Origin of the sequence: Pseudomonas gorinensis (genome assembly GCF_042015035.1) — a bacterium.
GTDB lineage: Bacteria > Pseudomonadota > Gammaproteobacteria > Pseudomonadales > Pseudomonadaceae > Aquipseudomonas > Aquipseudomonas gorinensis.
This window is the reverse complement of sequence record NZ_CP167125.1, coordinates 3,161,085-3,176,518: the sequence shown is the minus strand read 5'-3', so window position 1 is coordinate 3,176,518 and position 15,434 is coordinate 3,161,085. Positions and strand designations below refer to the sequence as shown.

General features: G+C 55.2%; 14 protein-coding genes and 1 pseudogene. 6 read left to right on the top strand and 9 right to left on the bottom strand.

The window, feature by feature from the left end; all coding sequences use genetic code 11:
• Positions 1–84 precede the first annotated feature (84 nt).
• The 5 genes from AB7933_RS14575 to AB7933_RS14555 all read left to right on the top strand — a co-directional run bounded on the left by AB7933_RS14575 (position 85) and on the right by AB7933_RS14555 (position 4,783).
• On the top strand, positions 85–900 hold the full coding sequence (locus AB7933_RS14575) for an alpha/beta fold hydrolase (protein WP_041160912.1): 816 nt from the start codon (positions 85–87) through the stop codon (positions 898–900).
• On the top strand, positions 890–2,059 hold the full coding sequence (locus tag AB7933_RS14570; protein WP_024074958.1) for a PAS domain-containing sensor histidine kinase: 1,170 nt from the start codon (positions 890–892) through the stop codon (positions 2,057–2,059). Before AB7933_RS14575 ends, AB7933_RS14570 begins: the two co-directional genes overlap by 11 nt.
• A gap of 315 nt (positions 2,060–2,374) precedes the next feature.
• On the top strand, positions 2,375–2,689 hold the full coding sequence (locus AB7933_RS14565) for a hypothetical protein (protein WP_024074957.1): 315 nt from the start codon (positions 2,375–2,377) through the stop codon (positions 2,687–2,689).
• A gap of 445 nt (positions 2,690–3,134) precedes the next feature.
• Positions 3,135–3,974, top strand: coding sequence for a hypothetical protein (locus tag AB7933_RS14560; RefSeq protein WP_146016274.1), 840 nt, complete (start codon positions 3,135–3,137; stop codon positions 3,972–3,974).
• 350 nt (positions 3,975–4,324) lie between these two features.
• Positions 4,325–4,783, top strand: a complete 459-nt coding sequence (locus tag AB7933_RS14555) for a VOC family protein (protein WP_024074955.1) — start codon at positions 4,325–4,327, stop codon at positions 4,781–4,783.
• A gap of 392 nt (positions 4,784–5,175) precedes the next feature.
• Here the strand turns inward: AB7933_RS14555 and AB7933_RS14550 are convergent, their stop codons facing one another.
• From AB7933_RS14550 to AB7933_RS14525, 6 genes and pseudogenes are all read right to left on the bottom strand, one after another.
• Complete coding sequence (locus AB7933_RS14550) at positions 5,176–5,634, bottom strand: GNAT family N-acetyltransferase (protein WP_024074954.1); 459 nt, start codon at positions 5,632–5,634, stop codon at positions 5,176–5,178.
• A gap of 282 nt (positions 5,635–5,916) precedes the next feature.
• Positions 5,917–6,141 carry a hypothetical protein gene (locus AB7933_RS14545; RefSeq protein ID WP_024074953.1) on the bottom strand — a complete coding sequence of 75 codons (225 nt, stop codon included), beginning with the start codon at positions 6,139–6,141 and terminating at the stop codon, positions 5,917–5,919.
• Positions 6,142–6,236: 95 nt separating this feature from the next.
• Positions 6,237–6,377 (bottom strand): annotated as a pseudogene (locus AB7933_RS14540) (adenylate kinase); the annotation flags it as partial.
• 796 nt (positions 6,378–7,173) lie between these two features.
• A complete protein-coding gene (locus AB7933_RS14535; protein ID WP_004577240.1) occupies positions 7,174–8,136 on the bottom strand; it encodes an IS30-like element ISPpu17 family transposase in 963 nt (320 codons plus the stop codon).
• A 629-nt stretch (positions 8,137–8,765) separates the two neighbouring features.
• Complete coding sequence (locus AB7933_RS14530) at positions 8,766–9,620, bottom strand: MBL fold metallo-hydrolase (protein ID WP_024074949.1); 855 nt, start codon at positions 9,618–9,620, stop codon at positions 8,766–8,768.
• Positions 9,617–10,126: a hypothetical protein gene (locus tag AB7933_RS14525; RefSeq protein WP_041161171.1), complete on the bottom strand. Its 510-nt coding sequence runs from the start codon at positions 10,124–10,126 to the stop codon at positions 9,617–9,619. The genes AB7933_RS14530 and AB7933_RS14525 overlap by 4 nt, the downstream gene beginning before the upstream one ends.
• 126 nt (positions 10,127–10,252) lie before the next feature.
• On the opposite strand from AB7933_RS14525, the gene AB7933_RS14520 reads away from it, so the two are divergent.
• Positions 10,253–11,140, top strand: coding sequence for a LysR substrate-binding domain-containing protein (locus AB7933_RS14520; RefSeq protein WP_024074947.1), 888 nt, complete (start codon positions 10,253–10,255; stop codon positions 11,138–11,140).
• 106 nt (positions 11,141–11,246) lie between these two features.
• Here the strand turns inward: AB7933_RS14520 and AB7933_RS14515 are convergent, their stop codons facing one another.
• The 3 genes from AB7933_RS14515 to AB7933_RS14505 form a co-directional block, all read right to left on the bottom strand.
• Entirely contained in the window at positions 11,247–13,670 is a 2,424-nt protein-coding gene (locus tag AB7933_RS14515; RefSeq protein WP_024074946.1) for a TonB-dependent siderophore receptor, read from the bottom strand.
• Between the two features lie 98 nt (positions 13,671–13,768).
• Positions 13,769–14,731: a FecR domain-containing protein gene (locus tag AB7933_RS14510; RefSeq protein WP_041160911.1), complete on the bottom strand. Its 963-nt coding sequence runs from the start codon at positions 14,729–14,731 to the stop codon at positions 13,769–13,771.
• A complete protein-coding gene (locus tag AB7933_RS14505) occupies positions 14,728–15,234 on the bottom strand; it encodes a sigma-70 family RNA polymerase sigma factor (RefSeq protein WP_024074944.1) in 507 nt (168 codons plus the stop codon). The genes AB7933_RS14510 and AB7933_RS14505 overlap by 4 nt, the downstream gene beginning before the upstream one ends.
• Positions 15,235–15,434: the final 200 nt, after the last annotated feature.

Here is a 15,434-nt window from a genome sequence, read left to right as displayed (position 1 = left end):
AAACCTATACCGCGTGACGCGATCCCTTCGACTATCTACACTGCCGCAGACATCAAAACCTTTGGCGCGACCGGGGCAGCACGCATGGACCTTCAACATCGCAACAACGTAAAAGTAATGGGCGATGGTCCTTCAACGCTGATCTTTTCCCATGGTTTCGGCTGCGATCAGTCCATGTGGCGTTATCTCGCCGAAGGTTTCACCGATCGCTTTACAGTTGTCCTGTATGACCTCGTCGGAGCGGGTGAGTCGGACCTCGAAGCCTATGATCGGGAAAAGTACAACTCACTGGCCGGGTACGCCCGGGACCTGAATGAAATCATCGACCATTACGCCCGTGGGCCGGTGATCGTTGTCGGCCATTCCGTCAGCAGCATGATCGGTACCCTGGCTGACCGCCAAGCGCCCGGAAGCATTGCTGCCCATATAATGATCGGCCCTTCACCCTGCTATATCGACACCGACGACTATGTCGGTGGTTTCAAGCTGGAGGACATCCACTCGCTGCTCGACATACTCGACAGCAACTACCTTGGCTGGTCCAGCACCATGGCCCCGGTGATCATGGGCACACCAGGGCAACCGGCACTGAGCGAAGAGCTGACGAACAGTTTTTGCCGCACCGAGCCCGATATCGCCAAGCAATTTGCACGAGTGACGTTCATGTCCGACAACCGCCAGGACATCGTCGGGCTGGCGACACCCACGCTGATCCTGCAATCCACCGACGACCTGATCGCCCCCCTCGCCGTGGGTGACTACCTGCACGCTGTGCTGCCCAATAGTACGCTCTGCCTGGTGGCCAACGTCGGCCATTGCCCACACATGAGCGCGCCCAGTGCATGCTCCGAAGCTATGGAGAACTTCCTGTCACCCTGGATAGGCGAACATGTCAACTGACCAGCCGTTGCTACCCGATAATCAGATGCTGTTCGATGAAGCCCCCTGCGGCTTGGTGGTAACGAAGGAAGACGGCACGATTCTTCGCAGCAACCAGACGTTTAGCCATTCGATCGGCCTGGACGCCCAGGCACTCATCGGGCGGCGTTTTCAGGACCTGCTGACCATGGGCGGGCGCATTTTCCATCAAACGCATTGGTCGCCGCTGATGCAGATGCAAGGATCCGTCGCCGAAGTAAAACTCGATCTGGTTCACCATGACAAACACATCGTGACCATGTTGCTCAACGGCGTCCGACGCGAGCACGCCAGCGGTGCGTTTTATGAGCTGGCGCTCTTTGGCACCAAAGATCGCGACAAGTACGAGCGCGAGTTGCTCAACGCACGAAAAGTCGCCGAAGACCTGCTGCGCGAAAAAACCGCCGCCGAATCGGCCCTCAGGCAGGCCCAAGCCGAGCTTAAAAGCGCCTATGAAGAGGCACAGCTTCGCGCCTCGCTCGCCGAACAAATGGTGGCCATCGTCAGTCACGATCTGAAAAATCCGCTGACGGCTATCAAAATGGCCTCTGGCATCCTTGCCCGAGAAGAACGCACCACTCGAGAAAGCAAAATGCTGGGCCACATCAGCCAGTCGGTAAACCGTGCCGAACGCATGATTGCCGACCTGCTGGACCTGGCATTGGCCAGGGTTGGGCAAGGCATCACGCTTAGCCCTTCAACCGTGGATTTGCACGCCTTCGTTGGCGCCAGCGTCGATGAATTGCGTATGACATTCCCCGAAGCCACGTTGGTGCATCAGACTGTGGGGACAGGCAACGCCTGGCTGGATGCGGACCGGGTGCAGCAAATCATTGGCAATCTGGTGGCTAACAGCGTGGCTTATGGTGATTTACAACAGCCGATCACGATCACTTCACGCGTTGAACAGGATCACGCCGTTGTATCGGTAAAAAACCAGGGGCCGGTTATTCCCGACTCGTTGATGGGCGTTTTGTTTGAGCCAATGATTCGGGGGGCAAAGACCGGCACCGATTCGCGCAGCGTGGGGCTTGGACTCTTTATCGTTCGAGAGATCGTCAGGGCGCATAACGGTGTCGTATCGGTGAATTCAATGCCAGAGAGTGGCACCACCTTTACCGCGACATTTCCGATGGTTTGATACAGCTCATCCGCCTCAATTTCTTCTCGTATCGCCGTTACCTTTAACGGGTGGTTTTCTGCACGTAGCGACGGGCAGAAAACGGCCAAGAGCATCCATCGCCTGATGTCAGCTTTGGGTCGAAAGCAGCCAGATGAGATGGCTAGCTTTCGGCCAAAGACTTTATTTCTAATATATGCGTTATGGCAGAATGATCTGATTACTTTGATGCTCAAGCCAGTAGCAGCTCATTTGAAATTTTGGCTAATTTCTAGCGAGCAATTCTGAGGGTTAAAACAGACTAAGGCGGTCAGACCACTAATACGTGAGGTAAACATGAGCTATCACGTCACACACAGATACGGCGCCATGAGCTCCAACCCTGGCATACACACGTTCCCTGAGCTTCTCGCCGAACTGAAAGCTCGCCCGGAAGATGAGGAACACGGTGATGTTTCGGTGACCGACGAGGCTGACTGGTGCATTTCGGTGAACCTGTCACGAACCGTCACTTTTGAAAACCTAGAGTCCGGCGAGCCTCGCCACATGAAGGGCGTTCCAGAGACAAAGATCTTGGAATTGTGGCGTCTATTGGCCGATGGAGACGTTGCAGCAATCGAGCAGGAGCCATGGTTGCCTGGTTACCTCTAGGTTGCCGCCGAAGGGCAGCAATCGGCCGATTGTGTTGAAAACGTCGGCTTCGAATTCCACGGCAGAAAAGTACGCACCTGAGATTGAAATCTGAGTTTTGGGCAGAAGGTTCAGGCCTCGGATTTCACGTAGCAACGTGCAAAACAGGTGTTTTCACCCATCAGTATTCGAGCGTTTTGGGTAAACCGACTTTTTCAACACAATTGGCCAATAGCTGCCGGTGACGAGAAACTGAGCTCAAAGACTTAGACTGGTCGTAGACACCGATTCCGTAACTCCGTAATGTGCGCAGACGTCAAACCCCTTTGCATCCCCGCTATGTGCCGCATTGCTATGCACGACACTCACGTGGATCAAGGAGTGAAGCAAGAACAATAAGCGTCATTAGAAACAAATGACGCAAAAATTTACCCCACCTATATCGCCAATATTAGCAGTGAGCCAAATGCAAAGTTACTGGACGCCCACAAAAATTATCGGATTTTTCGGTATTGCCTTTGCTGTTATGGCGGCAACTACAAGCTATGTAGGTGCAAATAACCCAATATTAATACTAAACGAAAATCAAATTCTTTATCTATTTTCAACTTCAGCGCAAGTTTTAGCTGGGGTCTATGGGTTAACTCTCACAGGCTTCATATTTTTCCGCAACGAGCTAAGTCGCGAAGAGATTGAAGATGAAACTTTAGTTGAGGCTGTAGAGAGCCTCAAAAGCAGATACTTTACTTTATTGCTATTTGTAACTCTATCTTCCGTTGCTACCTTGCTGCTCTCAAACTTGGCTATATCATACGAGGGCGCGGGAACATCGTTTAGTACGATAATTATAAATTCAGCTCAATCCGCTTTTATAATAACGTTGCTGGCCGTGACCTATTTTATTTTTGAGGTCATATCACCCAAACGAATTGAAAGAGAAAGCAGGAAGCTTCAGAGCCAGGTGGACCCTGCAAGAGAGGAAACTAACAAAGGAAGTCTTGAAGAATTCTTGAAAAACTATAATCAAATTGAGGAAATCATCGCCAAGTATGGTTCAATATATCAAACAACATCTTCAATAGAATACGCCAGTCGACCTCGTCGCCATATTTCCAATGCAAAACTAACCGAAATGCTTTTCCGAAATGAAAAAATTAGCGAGTCGCTATATGGAGAAATCCGGGCTCTAATAACTCTTCGCAACTCAATAATTCATGGTGCGGAGCCGGTTGTCAGTGATAACGTTGTGAGTAACTCCTCAATTATTTTGAATGAACTACGGAAAGAATTGGCCCTAAGTATTTGACGACTAGCTTGCGTCTTTTCGTTCAATAGGGACGGCCTAAAGCCAGCTCCCTAACCAAACTTCATCCAATGTCTGCAGTTGGCCGAAATCTGCCTGATCAGGCGTTGACCAGCTCCATGATGTGAGTGGCATGTGTTAACGCCAACGCTGAATTGACCCACGTGCTGACGTGGGTTTAACCCACCCTCGAGTCAATACAAATCCAGTAAAAGTAGCGGTGCGCGAGGGGGCTGCCCGGGTCAGTGATATCTCGGCAACTGGGTCAATTCGGCGCCGGCGCCAACACCGTAACAGCTGGATGCGCAAGCTCACCTCCCTATTTGGCCCGTGAACCTTTAAAGGATCATTTGATGAATTCTAACCACATGGTGCATGCCGTCGATCATATTGGCTTCGCAGTCAGTTCATTGGAAGAAGCCATTCGCTTCTGGACAATTGGACTTGGGTTCACTCTTGAGCGTCAGTCGGAAATGGGCGGATCATTCATTTTGCAAGTAACCGGCACCGCCGATCCGAGGGTGCGAACGGCGATAGTCAAAGGCCCGGATGGCAGCCGAGTAGAGTTGCTGGAATATTCGCAGGGTGACCGCCACGGTATCACTCCACCTACGGCATCAGCGATTGGTTCAGCGCATTTGGCATTGAGAGTGCAAGACATATACGCCGTACTCGAACGCATTGAGCAAGCAGGCTGGAAAGCAAGAGGCAAGCCTCAAGCGATTCCCGCAGGCCCACGCAAGGAAACTCTAGTTGTATATGTGACCGGGCCAGATCATATCACTCTGGAACTGATGCAGGCTAATGAGTAGCTTCCTGCCGAAGGCTATTAAGCTTATTTCCCTAAAGCAATTACTTAAAGCGCTCTCCGTCGCGCATGACGTCTCATCGCAAACATAAAGATCATCACCTTCAAGTATACAGCTGGCGTAATCATACACTTCGCCGGCCACATAAAATTTGGATTTCCTTTCTGGCACTCCACTGCGCAGATCGAAAAGCTAAAGCCCTGTTAGTGCGCTAGAGCGCAGATCACTAACGCGTAAAGGCGCAAATCTTAAATTACCGCCATATAGGATCTATCAATGACTGCTTTTGGCGGCGGACATTCCTGAATTAGCAGCTTCTAGCCTTTCGTCCCTATTGCGAACATCCGCGCTCCCAGGCGTTTGCTCTCCATCTTATGCTGCAAACCTGAGCGAGTTCAAAGATCCCGCAGCATCAATCGCTGTTCCTTACCCCACGCCCGAAAAAACTCCTGCACCTGCCATCCACGCTTGGCGTAGTAGTCGCTGCGATCATAGGTGTGCAAGTACAACCGCGTGGTGCCGTTGGCCTTTGCGGCGTCGCAGATGCCTTCTATCAATTGTTCCGCCAACCCTCGCTTCCTTGCCTGCGGGGCGATAAAGACGCAGGCTAACCAGGGCCCCAGCTCCGGGCGTTCGGGCAAGTCGCTGGCGGCAAGTGCAGCGCCGCCAAGTAGCTGGTCATTCTCTAGGGCGATCAGACATTGCCAATCACCGTTGCCCTGGCCTTCCGCGAATTCGCGTTGCCAATCGGCCAATGGCTGCTCAACAAACTCGTATGCGAACTGCTGATGCAGCCACTGCGCCAGGGTGTCGCTGTGTTGCATATGGTCACGCAGCCAAACCAGGCGGGGCATTTGAGAGTCTTCCTTGTTTTTGGATCAGTACGCGTATGTGGCCGCAAGGAGGGAATAGGGTCAAGCGCAACGGTGAAAAGGTGACTGAAACGGTGACAGATTTATTTTTCTTCCGGAATGACCGCTTCTGGCCAGAAGCGGCCGCTCAATGGTGTTTATCAAAACAGTGGGATGAATCTTCTGACGTACCTCGGTTTAGGGCATAGAAGCGTCTACGAAATTCTGAGCGATTCAAAAAACTAAGACCTGATCTCGTAGTTATCGAGTTTTCGGTTGTGACTGTTAGATCAAATTCAGTTGAGCACTGCCTTGACCTGCTAAGACTTTGGTCACGCAGAGCATCCAATCCTTCCAAATTGTCGGATCGGCAGTCTCGCCATCGGCAAGATAACTCATACTGCCCAACATTGAGCCCAACTCATCCGACTTCGTTCGCTGATAGATATCCACAAGAAATTCATACATTGCAAGATATGCGAGTTCAGGCGTTAAGTTTTCGGTGATCATTGCTATTTTCCTCTAGTCACTCCAGTAGCTGGATTGAAGCTTGAGCGCGTTTAAAGTAGTGCCTCGCCCGCCACGGTTTCGAGCTATTACGATACTTACGACAACGCATGAGTGACCTTCGCAGCCATCTTTTCAGCACTGTTCATCCCGTCAAACCGTAAGACCGTAGCCGTTTGCTCTGTTATCCACGCCTCGTGCCACGCTCGGTTGCGTCCTGAAAATTTCGGATTGTCATGCACACGAAGCACCAAAAATGTAAAACCGCAATTTTTCCTCCATGAATACAAGTCGGTTTCGAGGTCAGAACGATATCCCATACCCGCCTGAGTCTCACTTTTTTCTGGGCTGTAAAGGACCGCTTCTGACCGTTTTCTGCCTGTGGTGACCGGCTGAAAACGACCCAAAGCTGACGGTGGCGGCAGGTAGAAATCGGCCCTGAGCAGACATTCAAGAGGCGACGTCAGTGGGACTGCTACTAAGTACCTCATAGGTCAACCCAGCCTCAAAATATGACGCTCTCCACTCAAGGAATCCTACTTCTAGCTCGCACAACAAGAGAACGGTACATCCAGCCTCCCCCATTGAAATCCTTTCCACCACGGCGATATCTCCAGGAGACGCCTCCCGAGAGTTCAACCAGTCCGTGAGTACCACCGCTGCTCGGTCAATAGTGATCAGCTTTATGATACTGCCTTTGGAAAGTGTCATGCCGTCTTGCCTAAACTAGTGAAGGTATCTGGTTTGTAAACCTGTTTAAAGATTTAAGGAAGGTCTGCTTTTAGCCGATTCTGTTGAAAAAGTCGGTTTTTTCAGAACACAGCAGGATGGGCCGGTTAAAGAGCCTCTTCAGCACGTTTCTACGTGAAATCTCAGCCTGAAAGCTCTGCGGACATTCAAGATTTCAAACTCCGACGCGTACTTTGATGCCTCAAAAACTGCCTCCGACTTTTTCAACAGAATCGGCCAAAAGCAGTAACTCCGAATGCCTACGAAGTCAGGGGCGATTCAGTTCGACATCTATGAGGCCTGAATTCAACACATAAGTGCAACGCTCACCCCTGTATGCACTTCGTACGGCGTCTTCCAGCCCAAGCGCTTGCGCGGGCGTAGATTGATCCTCGCTACTGTCCGATTGACGGCTTCGACGGTCAGCTTGCTGAAGTCGCTGCCCTTGGGGAAATACTGGCGGAGCAGACCGTTGGTGTTTTCATTGGTGCCACGTTGCCAGGATGAATAGGGGTCTGCAAAAAAGACCTGGCACTGGCTCCGTAGCGCGATGCGTTCATGCCCGGCAAACTCCCTTCCGTTATCCAGCGTCAGCGTGTGAGCGGCATGGCCCTGAAGCATCAGATTGATCGCCCGCGTTACCTGCCGGCGCGTTCTGCGCTTGACCGGATAGGCGCTCAGATAGCCGCTTTTGCGATCAACCAGGGTCACCAGGTTACCGCCCAGTCCATGTACCGTATCGCCCTCCCAGTCCCCCAGGCGCTCGCGGCTTTCGACCTCGGCTGGGCGTTCACTGATTGACACGCGATTACGCAGCTGCCCGCGCCGATCGTGGCTTCCATAGCGTTTCCGGTAGCGCTTTCGGCGATGTCGCAGATAGGTATAAAGCTCACCACCGGCGCGCTGTTCGGCGGCAATGAACCGATAAATCCACTCATGGCTGACCGCCCGGCTTGGCTGCTCCTGCTTCAACCGCTGGGCGATCTGCTCCGGACTCATGCCATGCTTGAGCCACACCGGGAGATGATGGCTGAGCCATGTCGCCGGCTTGCAAAACTTGCGCGCACCCGCTCGACGAGCATCACTTTCATGGGCCGCAGAAACAGCCTTGTAGATATTCTGGGTGCTGTTGCGGCGAACCTCGCGACTGATCGTCGAGGGATGCACGCCGACCCGCTTTGCAATGCTCGCCTGGCTCTCTGCGGCGCTCAAGCCAGCCTCAATCTGGTAACGTTGTCCCTGAGTCAGCTGCCGGTAATGCGTAGTCATCTGCGCTTGAATCCTTCGGTGTGAGAGCCTGGATTCTACCGGTGGCTGGCTCTCTGCCTCTCGTTTCAAGCGTTGCGCTTATTCTATGAATTCAGGAGGACAAAGTCTGCTGTATCGAGTTGCTGTTTAACATTCTCGACCAGTTCGTAAGCCTGCAATGGGAGTGCATCTAACACTGCCTCCAAGGCTGATCCCGATTTGTCGGCACTTTGGAACGTACCGCAAATGATGTTCCCTCCCGCCATATCCTTTTCCCTGTCGTGACTTCGAAGCCTAGATTAGGCACCTCGCGATCAAGTGCCTATCGTCAATGCCTTTGGCCGAAAGCGTTTCCGGAGGATAAAAATTGGGGTCACACCACTGAGCCCGAGCCAAGATGGACGATTCGCTGCTGATCGTGGTCGTCCAGCCACAACCCTGCCCACGATCCATCGCCCCCCGTCCTGAGGAATATTGAGAGCCGCTCGTTTACTCTGGGATCTTCGCAGGCCGTCCATCGAGCAGTATCGGCGGAGTCCGGAACGTGAAAGGCGGTGATAGCGCTGTTGTTGTATTCAGGTTCGGGATGCAAGGTCATGTCTTTCCTAATCATTGTCTTTAACGAGCATCGTAAATGAAGCAGGATTGGCTCACGTTTCGTAAGCAATGACGTAGCGGTTACCGCAGCGCTTGATATGAGCAAAGCCAAGCGAGCCCAAGTGCATGCCAGCAACCATCAAGTTGTCTGAACTGGCAACATCCAGCACTCTCGTTCGCGTGGCCGCCGATAGCAGCGGGTCCTGGTCGAATGCAATCGTGACATCGGGGCGGGCAATCTGAATCTGAGGAAAGTGAACGATATCGCCCCACACCAGCAGGTTGCCCACCCCGGACTCGAAGCAGTATCCGCAGTGCCCGACGGTATGCCCAGGCAACGGCATCGCGCTGATGCCTGGCAATACGTCATTGACGGTGAACGGGCGCAGGTTTTTCCGGTACCGCTCGAACACCCTTCGTGCAAACAGGAAGTTTCCACGGGCGCGTTCACTGGCCTGGCCAAGATGGCCATCGTCCTCCCAGAACATTAGCTCTCGCTCGTGCACAACCAACTCAGCATTGACGAACGCCATCTCTCCCACTGCGTTCAACAAGCCACCGATGTGGTCGGGGTGCGCGTGGGTCAGCAGAATCGTGTCTATTTCGCCGGGCTTCACGCCAGCCACTGCAAGATTGGCCAGTAACTCGCCGCCCCATTGTTTGAAGCCTCCGGCCCCGGCGTCGATCAGAATCGTGCGACCACGCCCACGCACCAGATAACAATTGATATGGATTGAGGCTGGATTGCTGATCCCGGCGGCTAACTGAAGCCGGGCCGCTTCCGTAGGTGTGATGTTGGCTAGAAAATCCAGGCTAGCACCCAGGTAGCCGTCGCTGATGGCTGTGATTGAATAATCGCCAATTTGCTGGCTGGGGAGTCTCCCACGAGGTAGGTCCACGTGACTCATGACTGTAACTGCGCAGTCATTGCACGATAGACATTCAGTCCCGGCAGATCGATGGCCCTGGCCTGAGCGCAATCCAGTTTGGCCAGCCAGCGGTGTGCAGGGGTACCGTCCAAAGCGACGGCGTGTAGCGCTATAGGTGTAAGGCCTGACTCAATAAGTACTTGAGGGCCTTGTTCACTGACCAACAGGAATTCGTCCGCGCCCACGGCAACTGCCCGGTCCAGGCCGGCGTAGAGGTTGCGTCTCCAATCAGTGATGTGCGACTGCCAACGGGAAAAGTTGCCGCCCCCTTTTTGGCGGTACTCATCGCTCTGCAATACGGCCAACGTGTCGACTGAATGCAGGGCCAAGTAGGCCGGACAATCGCCGCTCAAGGCTTTGAATCGCTGTGAGGAGCTAAAACCACTCACCGAGATCAACGCGGGCAGTTTTTCCAGGCTGTAAAACGCATTCCACTCGGCTTCGCTGGCGGGATCGGCGTAGTTGCATTCGACTGTGTAAATCATCATGGCACTTCACTTATTGATGTTTCATCATGCTAGCGGCACCCCAAGCAGCCATAAAACGACTTTTCGGCACCCATCAGTGACTAAACATCAAGATCGGTGCTTTGACTTGAACCAGGAAAGCCCATGCGTCGAAAGCTCCCGAGTAACGCTGCCTTGATAGCCTTTGAAACAGCAGCCCGCCATGGCAGTTTTGCCCGTGCCGCAAACGAATTGGCCCTGACCGAAGGCGCCATCAGTCGGCAGATAGGCCGCCTGGAAGCCTTTCTCGGCGTCACCCTATTCGAGCGCGTTGGCAACCGCGTACGGCTCTTACCTAATGGTGAGCGCTACGCTGCCCAAGTGCGCGAACTCCTCGACCGACTCGACAGGGACAGCCAGTACCTGATGGGACAGCCCAGCGACGGCGCAAGCCTTGATATCGCCGTCAGCCCAACGTTTGCCCTGCGCTGGCTAATTCCCAGGCTGTCTGGCTTTTGCGCGCAACACCCGAATATCTGCGTGCACCTGTCGGAACGCATGGAGCCATTCGTACTTGCCGGGAGTGGCTTTGATGCCGCCATCCATTTTGAGCATCCGGCCTGGACAGGCATGCACACGCACCGCCTGTTGAACGAAGTATTAATTCCGGTTTGTCACCCTGCTCTCCTGAATCCCGGTGAGCAGGCAACGGCTCTGGATTCACTGCCGCGATTACACCGACGACAGAACCCGGATGCGTGGCAGCGCTATGCCCAGGAAACCGGGATTGTCCTGAGCAACCCAGCGATGGGCGCGCGCTACGATTTGCACGCGATGTTGATCGAGGCTGCACTGGCGGGGCTCGGCGTGGCACTCGTACCGCGCCTGTACGTGGAAGCAGAGTTGGCGCAAGGCCGGCTGGTTGCACCATGGCCCCAGGAGAAGAACATCGCCAAGACGTTCTGCCTCGTGTTACCCGACCCCCTTGAGCTAAGCCGCGCTCCCATCCAGGCCTTTGCGCATTGGCTGTTGGAGCAAGCGCAGGTGAAATAGAGGCATACACATATCGAGTCCTTGTCTGGCGACTGCGCTTGCTTGCCGATCCGGTCGCCAAGGTGACGATTACCAATCGATAACTTTCGCAAGCAAGCGCAAGGCCTTACCAGTTGTAGCTCAACGACCCGGTCACATTTCGGCGATACCCGTATTTGCAACTGTCGCCGGTGTAGCCACACTGAGAAACATAGGTTTCGTCGGTCAGGTTGGACGCATTGAGTGCGAGCTTCGCCCCTGCATAGGATGAAGACAGCTTGCCCAGATCGTAGCTTAGGCTGGCGTCAAACAGCGTGTAGTGGGGAATGCCTTCGCTGTTTTGCGAGTCGATATAGCTGGGGCCGACATAGCGTACCCCTCCTCCTATCGCCAAGCCCGATAGCGCACCACTCTGAACGGTGTATTGCGACCACAGCGAGGCCAGTTGTTCAGGGGTATTGCCAGGTTGATTGCTTTTTTCATCGGCGGTATTGCTGCGGGTAATTTCAAGGTGTGAATAGCTGTAGTTGGCCATCAACTCCAGAGCATCGGACAACTGCGCCTTGCTTTCCAGTTCGATACCACGCGACTGGATTTCTCCGGTCGCCACCGAGAAACGATTGTTGGCAGGATCGGCAGTCAGTACGTTTTGTCGCGTCAGGTCGAACAGCGAGACGGTCACATAGCTGTCACTCCCCTTGGGCTGGAATTTGATCCCGACTTCGTACTGGCGACCGGTTTCGGGTTCGAAGGCACTGCCGTCACGCGCCACCGCCGTGATGTTAGGGAAAAACGACTCGGAATAGCTCGCATAGGGCGCCACGCCGTTGTCTCCCAGGTACATCACCCCGGTCCGCCACGTGAAGGCGTGATCGCGCTGCTTGAGGTCTGCCGCCGTATCGGTGGCGTAATGGATCGTTTTCGAGCGTGCCCAGTCTTGGCGACCACCGAGATTGAAGACCCAGTGGTCGTCAAATTTGAGCTGTTCCGAGAGATACACACCCACCTGGTCAAGCTGGCGACGCTGGTTGATGTCGTAGAAGGCGTCCAGGTCGCTGTAGTCCTGGTGATAGACCGGCGCATAGATATCCAGTGGATCAACCACGTTGCCGCCCCCCAACTGGTTGGTGCTGGCGTGCTGCAAATCGATCCCGACCAAGGTTGTATGTTCGAAACGGCCGACGTTCCACTGGGCTTGGAAGTGGTTATCGAGCAGCGCATTCTTCACCTCTTCGTGGCCCAGATAACCGAAGCGGCCCACTGTGCGCTGGTCGTCATCCAGGCCATATTGGTAAATCGTGCGCTGTTCCTGATAGGAACGGCTGTAACGGGCGTTTTGGCGGAATGTCCAGATATCATTGAGGTGATGCTCAAACTGATACCCCAGTGACCACTGTTCTACGTCATATTTGTCGAAGTCAGGGTCGCCGACAAAACGATCCGTGGCGATCCGTCCGTAACGCGAGCTGTCGAGGGTGCCTACCCGTGGCAAGGCGTAGTAGCCCAGCACATTGCGGTCTTTTTGAAATGACGCCAGAACCGTCAGCGAGGTGTCTTCCGAGGGCCGCCAACTGATTGCCGGGGCGATGAATTGACGGTCATCACGGGCGTAGTCGATTTGCGTACCGCTCTCTCGCCACAGCCCGGTGAGGCGATAACTCAAGACGCCATCATCGCTAAGCGGCCCGCCGAAGTCCGCCGCCAATTGCTTGCGATCAAAACTGCCTGCCTGCACCACCAGTTCATGGAGCGGCTCATCGGTGGGACGCTTGCTGATCACGTTGACCATGCCGCCCGGTGAGCTCTGACCGTAGAGCACCGACGATGGCCCGCGCAGGACTTCCACTCGCTCCAGTCCATAGACTTCACCCACGGCACGGCTCTGGTTGGCAAAGCTGTACTGGCGCAGGCCATCACGATAGATACCCCCGCCAGTCGTCGCGTCAAAGCCACGAATACTGATCGTGTCGCGCCGGGTATCGACGCCGTTGGCTTCACCATTGACCCCCGCCGTGTAGCGCAGCACCTGCCCGATGCTTTGTGGCTGCTGAGCATCGATCTGCTTACGGGTGACCACGCTGATCGATTGAGGCGTTTCCATGATCGACGTATCGGTCTTGTTGGCACTCATGGTTCGGCTGGCGACCATGCCATCGTTGCGGCCCAGCGAGGTGTCGTACGCAGTGCCACTGATTGCGGTCGGCGCCAACTCCAGCACGTCGCTGCTGCTCGGTACCAGCAGCAGGCTACCGTCATCCTGGCGCTGATAGGTCAGCCCCGAGCCGAGCAAGAGCTGCGTCAAGCCGGCCTCAGTACTGAAATCGCCTTGCAGCCCCTGGGTATTCTTGCCAGCCGTCAGCGTTGAGCTGCCCGCCATGGTAATCCCCGCCTGTGCGCCAAACCGTGACAGCGCGGCATCCAGGGGGCCTGCGTCGATGCTGTAATGCTGCGAACTACCGGCGGCAAAGACAGGAAGGCTGCAAAGCGGTTGCACGCTGAGCAACAACAGTCCAAGCGTACGGGCACGCAGGGCGCGGGAAGGTGAAGTCATACGGGGCTCCTAAGGGGTTAAGACCCACCTCTGGCGGGTGGGTGATCCCTATAGGCCAAGCGAGTTTGAAAAAACTATCGCGCAGCAGAAAAAATAATTCAGGCGGGTACGATCGAAACCCAATACCGGGTCATGCGCTCGATACGCACCGGCAGCGTGCGAGCGACCAGCGTCAATGCTGCATCGGTGTCATCCAGCGAAAAACTGCCGGTGAGGCGTAACCCTGACACCTGCTCATGGCAACGTAAAACACCGGGACGGTAACGCGAGAGTTCCGCCACCAGGGCATCCAGGCGCAGGCGATCCGCCGGCAGCACTCCGCGCAGCCAAGCCTGGGAGACCAGGAGATCGGCGCGGTTTGGCACGCCAATCCCGAAGCGGTCCACCCGTGCCTGCCATCCAGCCTCGAACGAGGATGGCGCTTGTTGGCCTCGTGAGTGCACCTGCACCTGGCCTTCCAGTACCGTCACCTGTGTGCCCTGCCGATCATGGCGCACCTGCAAATACGCGTCGCGACTCTGCAGGATCGCGTCCGGCGTGATCAGTTGCAGCGAGCGCGACTCTGCCCGAACACGCAAGGCCAACTCACCCTCGATCATCTGGATGCGCCGCACTTGGTCGGTAAAATCCAGGTTCACGGCGCTGGCCGTGTTTAGCCACAGCGAGCTGCCATCAACCAGGGTCCACTGGTGACGCTCGCCCGTTCCTGTGCGGTAGTTCGCCAGTGCGGCGCGCACCGGCGTGGAGCCCGCGCCTTGCCAGGCAACCCCGCCAACCGCCCCCAGGATCAACAGGCGCTTGAGTACCTGCCGACGTTTCTGCATGTCCGGCCCGGCCGATTCCAGTGCCCTGCGCGCGGTGGCGTCGCGCAAAAGATTTGCGCCAGGCTGCTGCAACAACGGCAAGCTGGCGACACGTTGCCAGGCGTGTTCATGCTCATCACTCGCCTCGCGCCAACACCGCAACGCCTCCAGATCAGGCGCATTCATAAGCCCGGACTGCATCCTGACAAGCCAATCAATGGCGGTATCGCGCACCTGCGGACTAATGTCGGACCTCATTCGAAACGGCTCGCATAGCAAACACTGAAGGCTTTACCCATGGCCCTTTGCACTTGAGCCACGGTCAGCCCCAACTGCGCGGCGATCTGTGGATACGTCAGGCCGTCGAGCTGAGACATGAAGAAAACCTGTCGTATGCGCGCAGGCAGGCCAATCAGCAACGAGTCAAGCTGCAACAAGGTTTCGATCACCAGATAGCGGGCCTCGGGTGACGATTCCACCCCTTCGGGTCGAGCAGCCAACGCTTCAAGATAAGCCCGCTCAATCTCCTGGCGGCGCCAGCGATTGATCAGCAGTCCATTGGCAATCGCTGCGAGAAACGCCATGGGCTGGCGCAACTCGCGCACCTGCTGAGGCGCGCGCAGCACGCGGATGAATGTGTCGTGGGCCAGGTCCTCGGCATCGGCACTCTGCCCCAATCGCCGGTTCAGCCAGCCCTGCAGCCAGCCGTGATGATTCTCGTACAACTGTTCGACGGACGATATTGGGCTGGCATCCTGCATGTGAGGCTCGCGAGGCGTGAATGATAACGCTTCTCATCTTATTGGTCCGGCGGAGGGTTGTACAGCGTTTACACATGTTTCGCGGTGGAATTCTCCGCCAATCAAACTACGACCCGGTGACCTTGCGGTGCGTATGGGCAGGAAATTCCGTGTCGTTTCGCTGACTCCCCAGCCTCAACGCCACCGCGGGCGGCTCGAAA